Source organism: Variovorax sp. 10L426, from assembly GCF_056395305.1.
In genome coordinates, this window is sequence record NZ_JBFTJF010000014.1 from 75,323 (window position 1) to 91,698 (window position 16,376).

20 protein-coding genes are annotated in these 16,376 nt (G+C 64.2%); 12 read left to right on the top strand and 8 right to left on the bottom strand.

The genetic code is table 11. The features are described 5' to 3' along the window. Window positions 1–9: 9 nt before the first annotated feature. The 3 genes from AC1DHL_RS20410 to AC1DHL_RS20420 are packed head-to-tail and all read left to right on the top strand — an operon-like array spanning window position 10 to window position 2,277. Complete coding sequence (locus AC1DHL_RS20410; RefSeq protein ID WP_478163175.1) at window positions 10–807, top strand: TlyA family RNA methyltransferase; 798 nt, start codon at window positions 10–12, stop codon at window positions 805–807. Continuing rightward, complete coding sequence (metF, locus tag AC1DHL_RS20415) at window positions 785–1,618, top strand: methylenetetrahydrofolate reductase [NAD(P)H] (RefSeq protein WP_478163176.1); 834 nt, start codon at window positions 785–787, stop codon at window positions 1,616–1,618. Before AC1DHL_RS20410 ends, metF begins: the two co-directional genes overlap by 23 nt. Continuing rightward, a complete protein-coding gene (locus tag AC1DHL_RS20420) occupies window positions 1,615–2,277 on the top strand; it encodes a septal ring lytic transglycosylase RlpA family protein (RefSeq protein ID WP_478097720.1) in 663 nt (220 codons plus the stop codon). The genes metF and AC1DHL_RS20420 overlap by 4 nt, the downstream gene beginning before the upstream one ends. 26 nt (window positions 2,278–2,303) lie before the next feature. Here AC1DHL_RS20420 and AC1DHL_RS20425 read toward each other — a convergent pair whose 3' ends face one another. After that, entirely contained in the window at window positions 2,304–3,212 is a 909-nt protein-coding gene (locus AC1DHL_RS20425) for a 23S rRNA (adenine(2030)-N(6))-methyltransferase RlmJ (protein WP_478163177.1), read from the bottom strand. 192 nt (window positions 3,213–3,404) lie between these two features. On the opposite strand from AC1DHL_RS20425, the gene rplM reads away from it, so the two are divergent. The 4 genes from rplM to mdtD all read left to right on the top strand — a co-directional run bounded on the left by rplM (window position 3,405) and on the right by mdtD (window position 6,221). Beyond that, window positions 3,405–3,836 (top strand): 50S ribosomal protein L13, encoded by a 432-nt coding sequence (gene rplM, locus AC1DHL_RS20430; protein ID WP_478097724.1) that lies wholly within the window; start codon window positions 3,405–3,407, stop codon window positions 3,834–3,836. A gap of 12 nt (window positions 3,837–3,848) precedes the next feature. Next, entirely contained in the window at window positions 3,849–4,241 is a 393-nt protein-coding gene (gene rpsI, locus AC1DHL_RS20435; RefSeq protein ID WP_478097726.1) for a 30S ribosomal protein S9, read from the top strand. 120 nt (window positions 4,242–4,361) lie between these two features. Next, a complete protein-coding gene (gene erpA / locus AC1DHL_RS20440) occupies window positions 4,362–4,727 on the top strand; it encodes an iron-sulfur cluster insertion protein ErpA (protein ID WP_007827949.1) in 366 nt (121 codons plus the stop codon). A gap of 75 nt (window positions 4,728–4,802) precedes the next feature. After that, complete coding sequence (mdtD, locus tag AC1DHL_RS20445; RefSeq protein WP_478097728.1) at window positions 4,803–6,221, top strand: multidrug transporter subunit MdtD; 1,419 nt, start codon at window positions 4,803–4,805, stop codon at window positions 6,219–6,221. 19 nt (window positions 6,222–6,240) lie between these two features. Here the strand turns inward: mdtD and AC1DHL_RS20450 are convergent, their stop codons facing one another. Both AC1DHL_RS20450 and AC1DHL_RS20455 read right to left on the bottom strand, forming a co-directional pair. Next, complete coding sequence (locus AC1DHL_RS20450) at window positions 6,241–7,353, bottom strand: anhydro-N-acetylmuramic acid kinase (protein ID WP_478163178.1); 1,113 nt, start codon at window positions 7,351–7,353, stop codon at window positions 6,241–6,243. Window positions 7,354–7,401: 48 nt separating this feature from the next. Then, on the bottom strand, window positions 7,402–8,751 hold the full coding sequence (locus tag AC1DHL_RS20455; RefSeq protein ID WP_478098135.1) for a peptidoglycan DD-metalloendopeptidase family protein: 1,350 nt from the start codon (window positions 8,749–8,751) through the stop codon (window positions 7,402–7,404). Between the two features lie 160 nt (window positions 8,752–8,911). On the opposite strand from AC1DHL_RS20455, the gene tyrS reads away from it, so the two are divergent. Next, window positions 8,912–10,144, top strand: a complete 1,233-nt coding sequence (gene tyrS / locus AC1DHL_RS20460; RefSeq protein ID WP_478163179.1) for a tyrosine--tRNA ligase — start codon at window positions 8,912–8,914, stop codon at window positions 10,142–10,144. Here tyrS and AC1DHL_RS20465 read toward each other — a convergent pair whose 3' ends face one another. Beyond that, entirely contained in the window at window positions 10,145–10,750 is a 606-nt protein-coding gene (locus tag AC1DHL_RS20465) for an OmpA family protein (RefSeq protein WP_478097732.1), read from the bottom strand. It lies immediately after the preceding gene. Then, entirely contained in the window at window positions 10,750–11,262 is a 513-nt protein-coding gene (locus tag AC1DHL_RS20470; RefSeq protein ID WP_478097734.1) for a FecR family protein, read from the bottom strand. The genes AC1DHL_RS20465 and AC1DHL_RS20470 overlap by 1 nt, the downstream gene beginning before the upstream one ends. A 130-nt stretch (window positions 11,263–11,392) precedes the next feature. Between AC1DHL_RS20470 and AC1DHL_RS20475 the strand changes: the two genes are divergently transcribed. Both AC1DHL_RS20475 and dtd read left to right on the top strand, forming a co-directional pair. Then, complete coding sequence (locus AC1DHL_RS20475; protein WP_478163241.1) at window positions 11,393–12,328, top strand: cation diffusion facilitator family transporter; 936 nt, start codon at window positions 11,393–11,395, stop codon at window positions 12,326–12,328. Next, complete coding sequence (dtd, locus tag AC1DHL_RS20480) at window positions 12,325–12,768, top strand: D-aminoacyl-tRNA deacylase (RefSeq protein WP_478163180.1); 444 nt, start codon at window positions 12,325–12,327, stop codon at window positions 12,766–12,768. Before AC1DHL_RS20475 ends, dtd begins: the two co-directional genes overlap by 4 nt. A 12-nt stretch (window positions 12,769–12,780) precedes the next feature. Here the strand turns inward: dtd and ybeY are convergent, their stop codons facing one another. Beyond that, a complete protein-coding gene (gene ybeY / locus AC1DHL_RS20485; RefSeq protein ID WP_478163181.1) occupies window positions 12,781–13,233 on the bottom strand; it encodes an rRNA maturation RNase YbeY in 453 nt (150 codons plus the stop codon). Window position 13,234: 1 nt separating this feature from the next. After that, complete coding sequence (locus AC1DHL_RS20490) at window positions 13,235–14,182, bottom strand: PhoH family protein (RefSeq protein ID WP_478097739.1); 948 nt, start codon at window positions 14,180–14,182, stop codon at window positions 13,235–13,237. Window positions 14,183–14,215: 33 nt separating this feature from the next. Between AC1DHL_RS20490 and ruvA the strand changes: the two genes are divergently transcribed. Beyond that, the gene (ruvA, locus tag AC1DHL_RS20495; RefSeq protein ID WP_478097741.1) at window positions 14,216–14,788 is read left to right on the top strand and encodes a Holliday junction branch migration protein RuvA; all 573 of its coding nucleotides are present in this window, start codon (window positions 14,216–14,218) and stop codon (window positions 14,786–14,788) included. Between the two features lie 2 nt (window positions 14,789–14,790). Here ruvA and AC1DHL_RS20500 read toward each other — a convergent pair whose 3' ends face one another. Beyond that, window positions 14,791–15,225, bottom strand: coding sequence for a hypothetical protein (locus AC1DHL_RS20500; RefSeq protein WP_478097743.1), 435 nt, complete (start codon window positions 15,223–15,225; stop codon window positions 14,791–14,793). Between the two features lie 88 nt (window positions 15,226–15,313). Between AC1DHL_RS20500 and ruvB the strand changes: the two genes are divergently transcribed. After that, complete coding sequence (gene ruvB / locus AC1DHL_RS20505; RefSeq protein WP_478097745.1) at window positions 15,314–16,369, top strand: Holliday junction branch migration DNA helicase RuvB; 1,056 nt, start codon at window positions 15,314–15,316, stop codon at window positions 16,367–16,369. The last annotated feature ends 7 nt before the right edge of the window (window positions 16,370–16,376 follow it).

A 16,376-nucleotide genomic window follows, 5' to 3' on the forward strand; every position in this document is an offset into this window, starting at 1 on the left:
CGTAGCGCTTTGCGCGCGGATCAGTTGCTCGTCGAACGCGGCCTTGCTGCGTCGCGCTCGCAAGCCGTTCGCCTCATCGCGGGCGGATTGCGCTGGCGCGACGGCACGACCTGGCGCGTGGTCGCCAAGAACCGTGACGAGATACCCGAGTCGGCGGAGCTGGAACTGCTCGATCCTGCCGAGGCGCGCTACGTCTCGCGCGGCGGACTCAAGCTCGAAGGTGCGCTCGGCGAGACGGCGATCGACCCGCGCAGCAAGCGCTGTCTCGATGTCGGTCAGTCGACCGGCGGATTTACCGACTGCCTGCTGCAGCAAGGTGCGGAGCACGTCATCGGCGTGGACGTGGGGCATGGGCAACTGCATCCGCGCATGCAGGCCGATGCGCGCGTGACTGCCGTCGAAGGCGTCAACGCCCGTGCACTCCGCGCCGACGACTGGATCTCGCAGTCACCCGCGGATTCGGATTTCGATCTGATCGTGGGCGATCTGTCCTTCATCTCGCTCACGCTCGTGCTGCCGGCGTTGACACCGCTGCTCAAGGCCGATGGCAATCTGCTGATGCTGGTGAAGCCGCAGTTCGAACTGCAACCGGGCCAGGTCGGCAAGGGCGGTATCGTGCGCGATCCCGCGTTGTATGCCGTCGTCGAGCAGCGACTGCGCGATGCCTGTACTGCGCTCGGCCTGCGCGTCGTGCGATGGCTGGACAGCCCGATCGCGGGTGGCGATGGCAATCGCGAGTTTTTCATTCATGCCGTTCATGCGAATGGCGAACAAGGAGCCGGCCGTGCGCCTTCCGCTCAGTTTTGAATTCTTTCCACCGAAGACACCCGAAGGGGCGGTCAAGCTGAGGGCCGTACGGCAGCAGCTCTATGCGCGGGAGCCGCAGTTCTGCTCGGTCACCTACGGTGCTGGCGGCTCGACGCATGACGGCACCTTCGGCGCGGTTCGCGAAATCCTCGGCGAAGGCGTTGACGCCGCTTGCCATTTTTCGTGCATCGGCGCGACGAAGTCGACCATCCGCACGCAACTGGCGGAACTGAAGGCGATGGGCGTCAAGCGCCTCGTCGCATTGAGAGGCGACCTGCCCAGTGGCTACGGCATCGGCGGCGAATTTCTCTACGCCAGCGATCTCGTCGCCTTCATTCGCGCCGAGACTGGTCGCGATTTCCATATTGAGGTGGCGTGCTACCCCGAAGTGCATCCGCAGGCTCGTTCGCCGCAGGCAGACCTGCAGGCTTTCGCGGCCAAGGTGCATGCCGGGGCAGATTCGGCCATCACGCAGTATTTCTTCAGCCCCGAGGCGTATTGGCGTTTCGTCGACGAGGCGCGTGCCATGGGCCTCGATACGCCGATCGTGCCGGGCATCATGCCGATCACCAGTTCGACGCAGCTCATGCGCTTCTCCGACGCCTGCGGCGCCGAGATCCCCCGCTGGATTCGCCTTCGGCTGCAGAGCTTCGGCGACGACACCGCATCGATCAAGTCCTTTGGGCTCGACGTGGTCGCCACCCTGTGCGAGCGCTTGTGCGCAGGCGGCGCGCCAGCGCTGCATTTCTACACGATGAACCAATCGGTCGCGACGCTGGGCGTACTGCAGCGTCTCGGTTGGAGCGAATGAGGTCGGGCGTCCGGCTCGGAAGATTCGCGGCGGCGGCGATCGCGGCGGTCTTGCTTGCAGCCTGCTCGACGCAGGGATCATCGCCGGACGGTACCGCCGAGGGAACGGGGTTCAGGCTTCGTCCTCTGGCGAAGCAGCCCGCGCTGCCGCCCGGTGCGCCGCCGCGTTCCCAGGTGCCCTCGGTGCGCTACGACCTCGCCGTGTCGGGCGCGGGCGAACTGCCACCGGACGACGGCATTCCGGGTGACCGCGAGATCTTCGAGCGCGGTGGCGCATCGTGGTACGGCATCCAGTTCCATCAACGCAAGACGGCCAGCGGCGAGCGCTTCGACATGACGGCGCTGACGGCCGCTCACAAGACCTTGCCGTTCAACACCCGCGTCTGCGTGCGCAGCCTTGTGAATGGCCGCGAGGTGCTGGTTCGCATCAACGACCGCGGCCCTTACGCCGCCGGGCGCATCATCGACCTGAGCCGCGCCGCTGCCGAGTCGATCGGATTGCTGGCATTGGGAATCAAGCAGGTCGCGCTGTCGATCGTGGACAAGGACACGGACAGTTGCGCCGGCGAGGCGGTCGGCCCGGCAGATCCGCCGTCGGATGCGGCGCAGAAACCCGCACCGAGGCCGACGCTCAAGATTGCCCCCCGCAAACATCGCTAAGGGGTGGCAGCACGACGTGGGTAGGATCAACCGCCGCCGCTATCGAGCGAAGATGCCGCGTGGCGGTCCTGCGCCAAGCGCTCTGCCATCTGGGGCAGCGCCGCTGCGAGCAGCGGCTTCAACGTGTACGGTGGGTTGATGAGGAACATTCCGCTGGCCGGCAGTCCGGGCCGGTGCTTGGTGCCTGATGCGTCGGTCACGATCTTGCTTGACTTGACGGTCAGTGTGGCATGCAGCCACGATTTGCCGGCCTTCGTGGTCAGCGTCTTCAGCCGTCGCGGCAGGTCGTGCGCCTCGGGGCGAGGAATGATCGGATACCAGATGGCGTAGGTGCCGGTCGCAAAACGCTTGAGCGCTTCGGTCACGAAATCGAGAACGCGCGCGTAGTCGCTCTTGATCTCGTAGCTGGGATCGCAAAGCACCAGCGCGCGCCGCGACGGCGGTGGCAGGAACTTCGTCGCGCTGCTGAATCCGTCGTCCCGCAGGATGGTGATCTGGCGTCCGGCATCGAGTTGCGCGATGTTGGCATCGAGGGTGCGGGCGTCCGTCGGATGCAACTCGAACAGTTTCAGCTTGTCGTGGTCGCGCAGCAGATGGTGCGTGATGAAGGGCGAGCCCGGATAGATGCGAGCGCCACCCTTGGGGTTGAAGTCCCGGACCACTTCGAGGTAGCGCGCCAGAGCATCGGTGAGGGGGGCCGTATTGGCCGGTGCAAGGGTCGGCTCGGAAAGCAGTCGCAGGACGCCCTCGACTGCTTCGCCGCTGGTCCCCGCATAGTCGCCGTCGAGGCGGTAGAGTCCCGCGCCGGCGTGCGTGTCGACCACCGTGAGAGCGGCGTCTTTCTCGAGCAGGTGGTCGAGCGTGGCAATCAGCACCGTGTGCTTGAGCACGTCCGCATGATTGCCGGCGTGGAAGGCGTGGCGGTAGCTGAACATCCCCCAATGGTAATGGGCCGGCTCTCAATCAGGGGGAGTATTGGTGCTTTACAGCAATGTTTCATATAATCGCGGGCTTCGCAGCGTTTTTGTGGCCCCGCGGCGAAGGCGAAACATCCACCTAAGAGATTCCCGCCAGAGGAACACCGACCGTGGAAAAGGGCCCGCCAAACCCTCTTCAAAGAGAAACTCATGACCAAAACGTTCAGCGCCAAACCCGCTGACGTGACGCACGAGTGGTTTGTGATTGACGCGACCGACAAGGTCCTCGGACGAGTAGCCAGCGAAGTTGCTCTCCGTTTGCGCGGCAAACACAAGGCCATTTACACGCCTCACGTCGATACCGGTGACTTCATCGTCATCATCAACGCAGCCCAACTGCGCGTCACCGGCGCCAAGCCGATTGACAAGGTGTACTACCGCCACTCGGGTTACCCGGGCGGCATCACGGCCACCAACTTCCGCGACATGCAAGCCAAGCACCCAGGCCGCGCCCTGGAAAAGGCCGTCAAGGGCATGCTGCCCAAGGGCCCGCTCGGTTACGCGATGATCAAGAAACTCAAGGTGTACGGTGGCGCAGAGCACCCGCATGCCGCCCAACAGCCCAAAGTGCTGGAACTGTAAGGAGCCTTGAGAATGATTGGTGAATGGAACAATGGCACCGGCCGTCGCAAATCCAGCGTCGCCCGCGTGTTTCTGAAAAAGGGCACCGGCAAGATCACGGTCAACGGCAAGGACATCCAAGAGTTCTTTGGCCGCGAGACCTCGATCATGATTGCCAAGCAGCCGCTCTTCTTGACCAACAACGTCGAAACCTTCGACATCATGGTCAATGTGGCTGGCGGCGGTGAGTCCGGCCAAGCCGGCGCGACCCGCCACGGCATCACCCGCGCGCTGATCGACTATGACGCGTCGCTCAAGCCAGTGTTGAGCCAGGCTGGCTTCGTGACGCGCGATGCGCGCGAAGTGGAGCGCAAGAAAGTCGGTCTGCATTCCGCACGCCGCCGCAAGCAGTTCTCGAAGCGCTAAATCACAGCCTTTTTGGGCTTGTTGCTCGAACTGTCAAAAAACCGCCTCCGGGCGGTTTTTTGTTGGTTGAAGTAGCATCCACGATCGGCCGCATGTTCGGCCCCACAGGAGTCCTCTCAAATGAGTGCCGTTGCAGAAAACATTCAGACCCAAATGCCTGAGCCGATCGTCTTCACCGACAGTGCGGCAGCCAAGGTCGCCGATTTGATCGCCGAAGAAGGCAATCCCGACCTCAAGTTGCGCGTATTTGTGCAGGGCGGCGGGTGCTCGGGCTTCCAGTACGGATTTACCTTCGACGAAATCACGAACGAAGACGACACGACGATGACCAAGAACGGCGTGTCCTTGCTGATCGACGCGATGAGCTACCAGTATCTCGTCGGCGCCGAGATCGATTACAAGGAAGACCTCCAAGGTGCGCAGTTCGTGATCAAGAATCCGAACGCTACCAGCACCTGCGGCTGCGGATCGAGCTTCTCTGCTTGATGTGTTCGGTCTTTCTGTGTCTTTTTTGAAAGCCGCCTTCGGGCGGCTTTTTGCTGCCCGCCTTTCCGTGATCGCATGACCGTTTCGGAATCCCCGCCCAAGAGCCTGCTGTGGCTCGTGGCCATCGGCTTTTTCATGCAGACGCTCGATGCCACCATCATCAATACGGCCTTGCCGGCGATGGCCACGAGCCTGGGTGAGAGCCCACTGCGCATGCAGTCGGTCGTGGTGGCCTATGCGCTCACGATGGCCATGCTGATTCCCGCTTCCGGATGGATGGCGGATCGCTTCGGGACGCGCCGGGTGTTCTTCTTCGCCATCGTGCTGTTCGTCGCCGGGTCGGTGCTGTGCGCCATGTCGCGCGGCATCGATCAACTGGTGGCGGCGCGCGTGATCCAGGGGATGGGCGGAGCCCTCCTGCTGCCGGTGGGGCGCCTGGCGTTGCTTCGATCGGTGCCGCGCGCCGAGTTCCTGGCGGCGATGAGCTTCGTCGCCGTTCCGGGACTCATCGGTCCATTGCTGGGGCCGACGTTGGGCGGCTGGTTGGTCCAGTACGCGTCATGGCATTGGATCTTCCTGATCAACGTCCCCGTGGGGCTTGTCGGATGTTTTGCCACGCTGAGGGTCATGCCGGATCTGCGTGCGGCCGACAGGCGGCGTTTCGACGGTGTCGGCTACGCACTGCTGGCTTTCGGCATGGTCGCGATCTCGTTGGCAATCGATGGCGTGTCCGGTCTCGGCTTGCGGCAGGTTGGGGTGTTGGTGCTCCTGGTGTTCGGCTTCGCGAGTATCACGGCTTATTGGCTTCACGCCGTGCGCCGCCCCTATCCGCTCTTCGAGCCGGCTTTGTTCGGTATTCCGACGCTCAGCATCGGCTTGCTGGGCAACCTGTTTTCGCGCCTGGGCAGTGGCTGCATGCCGTTTCTGATACCACTCTTGCTCCAGGTCTCGATGGGGTACTCGCCATTGCGGGCGGGTCTCATGATGTTGCCGATCGCGCTCGCCGGCATGGCCATGAAGCGCTTTGCGACGCCGTTGATCACGCGATACGGCTACCGCAAGGTGCTGGTCGTCAACACCTCGCTCGTAGGCCTCTCGATGGCGAGCTTCGGGTTTGCGACGCCCCAGCAGCCGGTCGCCCTGCACATCGTTCAGCTGATCGCTTTCGGCGCAGTCAATTCGCTGCAGTTCACGGCCATGAACACCATCACGCTGAAGGACCTGGACGGAAGCATGGCCAGCGCCGGCAACAGTCTTCTGTCGATGGTTCAGATGCTGGCAATGAGCCTGGGCGTGGCTGCGGCCAGTGCGGTCCTGTCGGGCTACACCGGCATTTTCGGCAGCGAGACACCGGTCGCGACGCTGCATGCCTTCGAGGCCACATTCGCCAGCATGGGATTGGTCACTCTGGCCTCGGCGCTGATCTTCTGGAACCTCCCGCCGGAAGCGCGTGCCGTTCAGCCGGCGCAGCCCGAGGTGTCCGGACAGGGCTGAAGCCGGCTGGGCAAATGGCTCAGGCGGGGTAGATCGCGCCGAGAACGCGCGCGCCGCGCGCGCCGGTCACGCTGGCGAGGTTGCCAGCTTCGCTTCGAATGGTGCTGCGTGCCAGCCACGCAAAGGCCGCCGCTTCGACTTCCTGGGGCGGCAGACCGCGCTCGGCGGATGAGACGACGTCCACGGCCGGGAGCAGTGTTTTCAGCCGGGACATCAGGTGAAGATTGAGGGCGCCCCCGCCGCAGACGATCAGCAACTGGCTGTCAGCGCCGTGGCGTTGCAGATGCTCGGCGCACACGCGTGCAGTCAACTCCGTCAGGGTCGCCTGCACGTCGGCAGGATCGGCATTCGACGTGCCCAGAATCGAAGCCAACCAGTTTGGGTTGAACAAGTCGCGTCCAGTGCTCTTGGGTGGTGGCTTGGCGAAATACGGGTCGTCGAGAAGGCGTTCGAGGAGATCCGGCAACACCGTTCCGCTGGCTGCCCATTGGCCATCGGCGTCGAAAGGCTCGCCGATGTGGGCCTGGCACCAGTGGTCCATCAGCGCGTTGCCCGGACCGCAGTCGAATCCCAGCACCGTGCCAGCGCTGGCCGGAAGTACGCTGAGATTCGAGATCCCGCCGATGTTCAATACCGCGACAGCTTGATCGCTGCGGGCGAACAGCGCGCGATGAAACGCAGGCACCAATGGCGCGCCTTGCCCGCCGGCGGCAAGGTCGCGACTTCGGAAATCCGCGACGACCGGGATGCCGGTCAGCTCCGCGAGCAAGGACGGGTTGTTGATCTGCAGGGTGTAGCCGACATCGTCGAACTCTCCGGGCCGGTGTCGCACTGTTTGGCCGTGCGCGCCGATGGCAACCACGGCGTCGGCGGAAAGTTCGGCGTCCGCCAGCAATTGCCGAACGACGCCAGCGTACGCCCGGGCCAGTCCGTTGCCGGCCAGTGCGGCGCGATGCAGTTCGTTATCGCCGCCGGGCGTATTGAGAGCCATGAGTTCGGACCGCAATCCCACTGAGAACGGCGCAGCGGCGTACCCTTGCACCGCGATGCGCCCTTCGGAGAAATCGGCAAGGACGCCATCAACGCCGTCCATCGAAGTGCCCGACATCAGGCCGACGAAGAGTTCAGCCATTTTCGGGTCGGTTCAGGTGAATTCGTCGGGCCGCCGCCAAGACAGTGTTCAGTCGGCGCTGGCCTGGACGACCGCGAAGGCGGCTGACAGCTCGGCCTGTGTCGCGACGGCAAGACGATCGAATGCGGGGCGCGCCGAAGCAGTGATGGGCGAGCCGCCGCCCTGTTGCGCAATCGTGGACGGATCCTGGTAGTCGCCGTTCACACGGAATTCGAAGTGAAGGTGCGGCCCCGTGGCCCAGCCGGTCGAGCCGACCGCTCCCAGTGTCTGACTCTGGCTGATACTTTGGCCGACCTTGACGTCGATGCGGCTCAGGTGCGCGTACGCAGTTTCCTGATTGGTGCGGTGCTTCAGGATCACGATGTTTCCGTAACCGCTCTGCGTGCCCGCGAATTCGACTGTACCGTCGCCAACGGCCCGAACGGGCGTGCCCGTGGGGGCGGCGAAGTCGATGCCGTGGTGCTGGCGCCAAGTATTCAGGATGGGGTGCATCCGCATCGCAAAGCCGCTCGACACCCTCGAAAACTCGACCGGTGATGAGAGATATGCGCGGCGAAGGCTATCGCCATTTGGCCGGTAATAGCCGCCTTTCTGTCCGGGCTCCTGGTACCACAGGGCCTGATGCAGCTTGCCGTTGCTCTCGAACTCTGCCGACAGGACTCGACCGTTGCGCAGTGTCTGACCGTCGGCGTCGAAGGTTTCGTAGACGACAGCGAAGCGGTCACCCTTGCGCAGGGATCGGAAATCGACATCGCCGGAGAAGATGTCGGCCAACTGGCCCGCCACCGAGTCGGGAATGCCTGCATCGTCGGTCGCCGCGAATAGCGAGGTGCGCACGGTGCCGCTAGCGAGCCGCGATCCCGGGGTCAGGGCGTCGGTTTCGGTTCGTGCGGCAAAGCCGCCAGGCGTCTTCTCGATCACGAGCCGCTTGAAGCCGCCGTCGCCGTCCGGAATCCAGCGCGCGCTGAGCTTCTGCAGCGCATTTTCTTGCGTGGCTTCGGCGGTCACCGTACGGCCAGGGCGGCTTAACAGGGCGGCGCGGGCTTCGGGGTTGGTGCGGACGAATGTCGCTGCGGAGGTGTCGGCGATCCCGAGGCGCTGCAGCAGGGCCTCTGCTGTATCGCTGGAACGGGTGATTTCAGTGCGAAACAGGGTGAAGCTATAGCTGTCCAGGGCTTCAGTCTGTTCGGCGAAAGGGAGAGGTGTCACCGCCTCGAACACCTGCTTCACAGGTATCTTGGCCGCGTCCGGGCCCAGCGAGGCAACAGCAAAGGCACCGCCACCCGCGGACAGAAGCACTGCGGCGATCGCTGCCGTGATCTGCTTCGGATATGTCCGAAATGTGTAAGCCACGCGCGAAGCAATCAGCTCCTCGGCGGCAAGAATGCCGTTGATCAAAACTTCGAAATTCCAGCTCAGGTTCTGCAAATCCGTGCTGCGAGGGCCGTGTCGAACGGGCGGCAGGACGGTGCGGGGAAACAGCGCCGCTTAGAATTCGACGCTTGAAATGTCGGGCTGAGTATAGCTTCGGCCATAGAAAAATCAGCCCAAAATTGCCATGTACGCCGCTTCTGTTACAACATCAAGTATCTCCGAAGGTGTAGGACGGGCGCTCGAAATTTCACTTCGTGGAACTGACGAGTTGCTGCCCCAGGACGAATGGGTGCGAAAGCTCCAGCGGTCCGAGGCAACCGGGGCACCGCTGCGAATCAAACTCGGCCTGGACCCTACGGCGCCGGACATCCACATCGGTCACACGGTGGTGCTCAACAAGATGCGCCAGCTCCAGGATCTCGGTCACACCGTGATCTTCCTGATCGGTGATTTCACGACCACCATCGGGGACCCGTCCGGCCGCAACAGCACGCGGCCGCCCCTGACCCGTGAGCAGATCGAAGCCAACGCCCAGACCTACTACCGTCAAGCCAGCTTGGTGCTGGACCCCGCCAAGACCGAAATCCGCTACAACTCCGAGTGGAGTGATCCGCTCGGCGCGCGTGGAATGATCCAGCTGGCCGCCAAGTACACCGTGGCGCGCATGATGGAGCGAGACGACTTCAGCAAGCGTTTCAAGGCGGGCCAGTCGATTTCGGTGCATGAGTTCCTCTATCCGCTGATGCAGGGCTACGACTCGGTGGCGCTCAAGTCCGACCTCGAACTTGGCGGCACCGACCAGAAGTTCAACCTCCTCGTTGGCCGTCACCTTCAGCAGGAGTACGGGCAAGAGCCGCAGTGCATACTCACTATGCCACTGCTGGAAGGCCTCGACGGCGTCGAGAAGATGTCGAAGAGCAAGAACAACTACATCGGGATCAGCGAGGACCCGAACACCATGTTTGCCAAGGTGCTGTCCATTTCGGACACGCTCATGTGGCGCTGGTACACGCTGCTCAGCTTCAAGTCGCTGGCCGACATTGCGGCGCTCAAGGCCGAAGTCGAGGCGGGCCGCAATCCGAAGGACGCCAAGGTTGCCTTGGCCAAGGAAATCACCGCACGCTTCCATAGTGCAACGCTGGCCGACGCAGCCGAGCAGGATTTCGTCAACCGCAGCAAGGGCGGTGTGCCCGATCAGATCCCGGAAGTTGCCTTGACCGGCGCTCCGCTGGGTATTGCGCAACTGCTGAAGCAGGCGGAGCTCGCGCCTTCGACGTCCGAGGGTAACCGCCTGATCGATGGTGGCGGCGTGCGGGTGGACTCGAGTGTCGTCAGCGACAAGGCCTTGAAGCTGGACGCCGGCAGCTACGTCGTGCAGGTCGGCAAGCGCAAGTTCGCTCGCGTCAATCTGAGCTGATCAGCGCACTTCGATGGTCACGCGACGGTTGCGTGGTTCGTCGACTTCATCCGGTGTCTGGATGGCAAGTTCGCGTTCGCCTCGTCCGACGGCTTCGATGCGGTTCGGCGGGAATCCGCGGTCGAGGAAGATCTGGCGTATCTGCGCGGCGCGACTGCGAGAGAGTTCGTCATTGCGCGCGACGGACCCAACCGTGTCGGTGTAGCCCGTCACCACGATCTCGCCTCCGCTGCGCGCCAGGGCCGCGGTCAGTGCCTCGCTCATGGCGACTTGGGACTTCGCGGTGAGCACCGTTTCGCCCGCCTCGAAGTACACCGTATAGCGCTGCACCGGTGGCGGCATCAGATCGAAGAGCTCTTTGTTCTCGGCCTTCACGCGGCTGGGATCCGCCTCGTCGACGACGGGTGCGCCCCGTGCCCCCACGGCTGCCGTTGCGCGTTGATAGGGCTTGGAGAGGGTTTCCTCTCCGTCCTCGGTGCTCACGACCACGGCAGAAGGCTTGCCGTCTGCTTGCGGCAACAGCACGACGCGTGTCCCGGGGGTCGAACAGGCCGCAACCAGTGCGGCCAGCAGAATCGCGACGACGAATGAAAAGCGGCGGAGCATCACGGTTGCGCGTCTGTCTGAACGATGAAGTCCGTACCGCGAATGCCGATCACTGCGGTGGGCGTCTCGACCCGCACCGCATCGGGATGCGTCTTGCCGATCAGACCGGTGACCATGCGCAGCGAGCCGCGCAGGAGCGAAACCAGCATGCCGCCGTCCTGCGTGGTCGAATCGAAATGGAATTCCTTGACATCAAGGCGCGAGGACGGACCCACAACGATCTTCGTGCCGTCGCGCAGAACCACGCTGGCGCCGGAGTCGGGCCCGGTCACCACGCGATCGATCGGGGCCAGCAAGTCGCCCGCACTGGCGACTCGCGACGAACCGTTGGCGCTCAGAAGCTGAACATTGCCTTGCACGGATTTCAGGATGCCGGCGCGCTCTTCGATCGTCACCGGGTTCGAGGTGCCGGCAGCGAAAGGCTTGGTAGCGGGAGATTGCTGCGCCTGGACACCGACGCCGGCGCAGGCAAAAGTGAGGCCACACAGGCCCATGGCAAGACTTTTGTTCACGTATGATTTCGATTTTGGTTCTAGTACGTGCGTCGATAGTACGCGAGTATTAATCGAACCCAGGACGGCAAGGGCGCTCCGCAACAATCGGCCGCGGTTTGAAGCCATTTCTCGGCATTAGTTCTTGTCATTGAACCCCCACATCCTGAAGCTCGCCGCATTGAGCCCCCGGACGCTGCTTCGCGTCTCGGTGGCGGTCGCAGTCATCACCATTCTGTTGAAGGGATGGGCGGCTTACATCACGAATTCGATGGGGCTCATCTCGGACGCCATGGAGTCGTTCGTGAATCTCGCAAGCGCGACTTTTGCGCTGGCCATGGTCACCATCGCAGCTCGGCCTGCGGACGAAGATCATCCATATGGACACCACAAGGCCGAGTATTTTTCCTCGGGCTTTGAAGGCATCCTGATCATCGGTGCGGCCATTGCCATCGTCTGGGCGGCGGTTGTCCGGCTGCTTTCACCGCAACCACTCGAACAGGTCGGCTGGGGCCTGGCGCTTTCGGTCCTGAGTTCGGTGTTCAACGGCGCGCTCTCGCTGGTGCTGTTCAGGGCCGCGCAGACGCATCGTTCCATCGCGCTGGAGGCGGACGCAAGGCATCTCATGAGCGACGTTTGGACGTCGGGTGCGGTGCTCGTCGGCGTCGCGGCGGTCGCGTTGACCGGATGGCTATGGCTGGACCCCTTGCTTGCCATCGGCGTGGCGCTGAACATCGCGCGCGAAGGTGTGAAGCTGGTCTGGCGATCGTCGCAGGGGCTGATGGACGAGGCGCTTGACCCCGAGGCTCTGGCGCAATTGCAGGCCACGCTCGAACGGTTCGCGGCAGACGTGCCGGAGGGCTCGCAGCTTCGCTTCGACGACATCGTGACCCGTCGTGCGGGCCAGCGGCGCTTTGCCGATCTGCACATGCACGTGCCGGGGGCGTGGCCGCTCCAACGGGCAGCCGGCTTGCGCGATGCGCTCGAACAGGCACTGATGGATGCAGTACCCGGTCTGCGCGTGACCATCCAGTTGCTGCCGTTGGGGATGGAAGCGCGCGCAACGCAAAAGGACCACACACCATGAAGGCGTTGCTGCAGCGCGTGGCCAGTGCCCGGGTCGAGATCGCCGGCCGCACTGCCGGTGCCATCGATGCCGGGCTTCTCGTCCTGCTGTGCGCCGAGCGCGGCGATGGCGATGCGCAGGCCGATCGCATGCTGGCCAAGATCCTCAAATTGCGCATCTTCTCGGACGACGCCGGCAAGATGAATCGCAGCGTCCAGGACATCGGCGGTGGCTTGCTGGTGGTGAGCCAGTTCACTCTCGCGGCCGATGTCAGCGGGGGCAACCGGCCGAGCTTTACCCAGGCGGCGGCACCCGACGAAGGGCGCCGACTCTACGAATACTTCGTGGCCCAGGCGCGCGCCGCGCATCCTGTGGTCGAAACAGGCGAGTTCGGCGCCGACATGAAAGTGCACTTGCTGAACGACGGCCCGGTGACCATTCCGCTGCAGATGTCGCCCTGAGGCGATTGCCGATCAGTAAGGATTCTTGATGCCGAGCCGCGCGAGGATTTCGATCTCGCGCGCCTCCATGGCTTCGGCGTCTTCCTCGCCGGTCTCGTGGTCCCAGCCCTGGGCGTGCAGGGTGCCGTGCACCAGCAGGTGCGCATAGTGGGCGGCGAGTGTCTTGCGCTGCTCCTTCGCTTCTCTTGCAACGACGGGGGCACATAGCACCAGATCGGCCATCACGATGGGCGCCTGCGTGTAGTCGAAGGTCAGTACGTTGGTCGCGTAGTCCTTGCCCCGGAACGCGCGGTTGAGCCGCTGGCCTTCATCGGCGTCGACGACCCGGACGGTGATCTCGCCGTCAGCGTCGAGCGCGTGGCGGATCCAGCGGCTCACGCTGTGGCGGGGCAGGGCGGCGCGATGGCGATCCACGCCCTTGAATCTTGCAAACTGCAGCGACAGGGACAAGCCGGCGAGCGCCACGTCAGTTCGCTCCGCGCGTCTTGCGCGCCTTGTCATAGGCATCGACGATGCGCGCCACCAAGGGATGCCGTACCACGTCGGCGCTGGTGAAGTGCGTGATCGCGATGCCATTGACGCGCTTGAGCACGCGCTCGGCATCGATCAGCCCGCTCAGTTGCGCCTTTGGCAGGTCGATCTGGCTGACATCGCCGGTCACCACGGCCTTGGCACCAAAGCCGATGCGTGTGAGGAACATCTTCATCTGCTCTGGCGTGGTGTTCTGCGCTTCGTCGAGGATGACGAAGGCGTTGTTGAGCGTGCGGCCGCGCATGAAGGCCAAGGGCGCAATCTCCAGCGCGTTGCGCTCGAAGGCCTTCTGGACGCGGTCGAAACCCATCAGGTCGTAGAGCGCGTCGTACAAGGGGCGCAGGTAGGGGTCGACCTTCTGCGTCAGGTCGCCGGGCAGGAAGCCGAGTCGCTCACCGGCCTCGACCGCGGGCCGGGTCAGCACGATGCGCTGGACAGCGCTGCGTTCCAGGGCGTCGACGGCGCTGGCCACGGCCAGGTAGGTCTTGCCGGTTCCTGCCGGACCAATGCCCAGTGTGATGTCGTGGTTCGCGATGTTGTGAAGGTAGACGCTCTGGTTCGGTGTGCGCGCACGCAGGTCCGCGCGGCGTGTGGCGAGGAGCAGGGCGCCATCTTCCGCTTCCGCCATGGAGCCGTCGCCCGCGAGGGTGAGTTGCACGACCGCGGCGTCGATCGGCCGCTGCGCGATCTCGTAGAGCGCCTGAAGCACATCCATCGCGCGCTCCGCGTTGACCTTGGGGCCGTCGACCTTGAACTGCTCGTGGCGGTGAGCGATCTTGACGTTGAGTGCCTCCTCGATGCGCCGCAGGTTCGCGTCGAGCGGGCCGCAGAGGTGTCCCAGGCGCGTGTTGTTGGGCGGGGCGAAGGTGTGTCGCAGAATCACGCGAGTTTCATTTCAAAAGCGAAAAGGGCACCCATGATAGGCAAACTCACCGGCATCCTGGCCGAACGCAATCCGCCCCAGGTGGTGGTGGACTGCAACGGCGTCGGCTACGAGGTCGATGTGCCCATGAGCACCTTCTACAACCTGCCGACCGCTGGAGAGCGGGTGTCGTTGCTGACGCACTTCGTGGTGCGGGAGGATGCGCAGGTCCTGTACGGCTTTGGCACCGCAGCCGAACGTGCGGCTTTTCGACAGCTCATCAAGATCTCGGGTGTGGGCCCCCGCACCGCGCTGGGCGTGCTCAGCGGCATGAGCGTGAGCGAACTGGCACAGGCCATCACGCTGCAGGAGGCTGGTCGGTTGGTGAAGATACCGGGCATCGGCAAGAAGACGGCGGAACGGCTGCTGCTCGAACTGAAGGGCAAGCTCGGTGCCGAGATTGCACTGCCCGCGCACGCGGCCACGGATTCGCAGGCCGACATCCTGCAGGCGCTGATCGCGCTCGGCTACAGCGACAAGGAAGCCGCCGCGTCGCTCAAGGCGCTACCGAAGGATGTGGCCGTGGGAGAAGGGATCAAGCTGGCGCTGAGGGCGCTGGCGAAATAGTTTCAGTGCCAGTCCTGCAACGCAAGCGCCATTGCGAAAACCACCGTCTGCACGGTCACCGCGATGCCGTGCCGCTGCATCAGCTGGCGGGCGAGCAGGATGCGTTCGGCAAGCGGCCGTGACGTTTCGGCGACGCGTCGGAGCCCGAGCTTTTCCAGTCCGCCGTCGAGGTTCGCCAGCGAGGTGATTGCGCCTTGCGCAAGACCTGCAAACACTTCGGCGTCCAGCCGTAAGCGCAGCGCCATGTAGCGCTCGGGCAATCCGACCAACGCGACGACCGCATAGGCGCCCCAGGCCACCGAAGGCAGCGAGCGACCGGTCAGCGCGAGCACGAGGCCGGCGATGAACGAAAGCGCCAGGCCCCAGGTGGCGAGCGATCCGCCGGCGCGCAACAGGCCGGCGGTGGTGGCGCACAGCGCGCGATCGTTGTCGTTCATGGTCTGCACATCCACAGGTTCGTCGCCCCTTTCCGGTGGCGCATTCTGCCGCAGGGCCGACTAAACTGCGCCCTCAGCCAACCGCCCCATGACCATCCAGACCGACGATTTCGCCCCGGCCCCGCAACGCGTGGTGTCCGCCGCGCCCGCCTCGCCCAATGAAGAAGCGATCGAGCGAGCGCTACGGCCCAAGCTGCTCGACGAATACGTCGGCCAGGCCAAAGTGCGCGAACAGCTCGAAATCTTCATCGGGGCGGCGCGTCAGCGCGCCGAGGCGCTCGACCACGTGCTGCTGTTCGGCCCGCCGGGGCTGGGCAAGACGACGCTGTCGCACATCATCGCGGCGGAGCTCGGCGTGAACCTGCGCCAGACCTCCGGGCCGGTGCTCGAAAAACCCAAGGACCTTGCTGCGCTGCTGACCAATCTCGAGCGCAACGACGTGCTGTTCATCGACGAGATCCATCGGCTCTCGCCCGTGGTCGAGGAAATCCTCTACCCCGCGCTGGAGGACTACCAGATCGACATCATGATCGGCGAGGGCCCCGCCGCGCGAAGCATCAAGCTCGACCTGCAGCCCTTCACGCTCGTCGGTGCGACCACGCGTGCCGGCATGCTGACCAATCCGCTGCGCGATCGCTTCGGCATCGTCGCCCGGCTCGAGTTCTACACGGCTGAAGAACTGGCGCGCATCGTCCGCCGGAGCGCGGGTCTGCTTGCCGTACCGATGGACGAGGCTGGCGGGCTGGAGATCGCCCGACGTTCGCGCGGCACACCGCGTATCGCCAATCGATTGTTGCGCCGGGTGCGCGACTACGCGCAGGTCAAGAGTGACGGGCGGATCACGTCCGACGTCGCACACAAGGCGCTGGCGATGCTGGACGTCGATCCGCAGGGCTTCGACCTGATGGACCGGAAGTTGCTCGAAGCGGTCATCCATCGCTTCGACGGGGGACCGGTCGGGCTCGACAACATTGCCGCCAGCATTGGCGAGGAGTCGGGCACCATCGAAGACGTGATCGAGCCCTATCTGATCCAGCAGGGCTACCTCCAGCGCACGCCGCGCGGCCGCATCGCCACCTTGGCGGCCTATCGGCACCTGGGCGTCGCTGCGCCGCAACGCGACGGCGACATGTTCGGCAACTGAGTCGCGC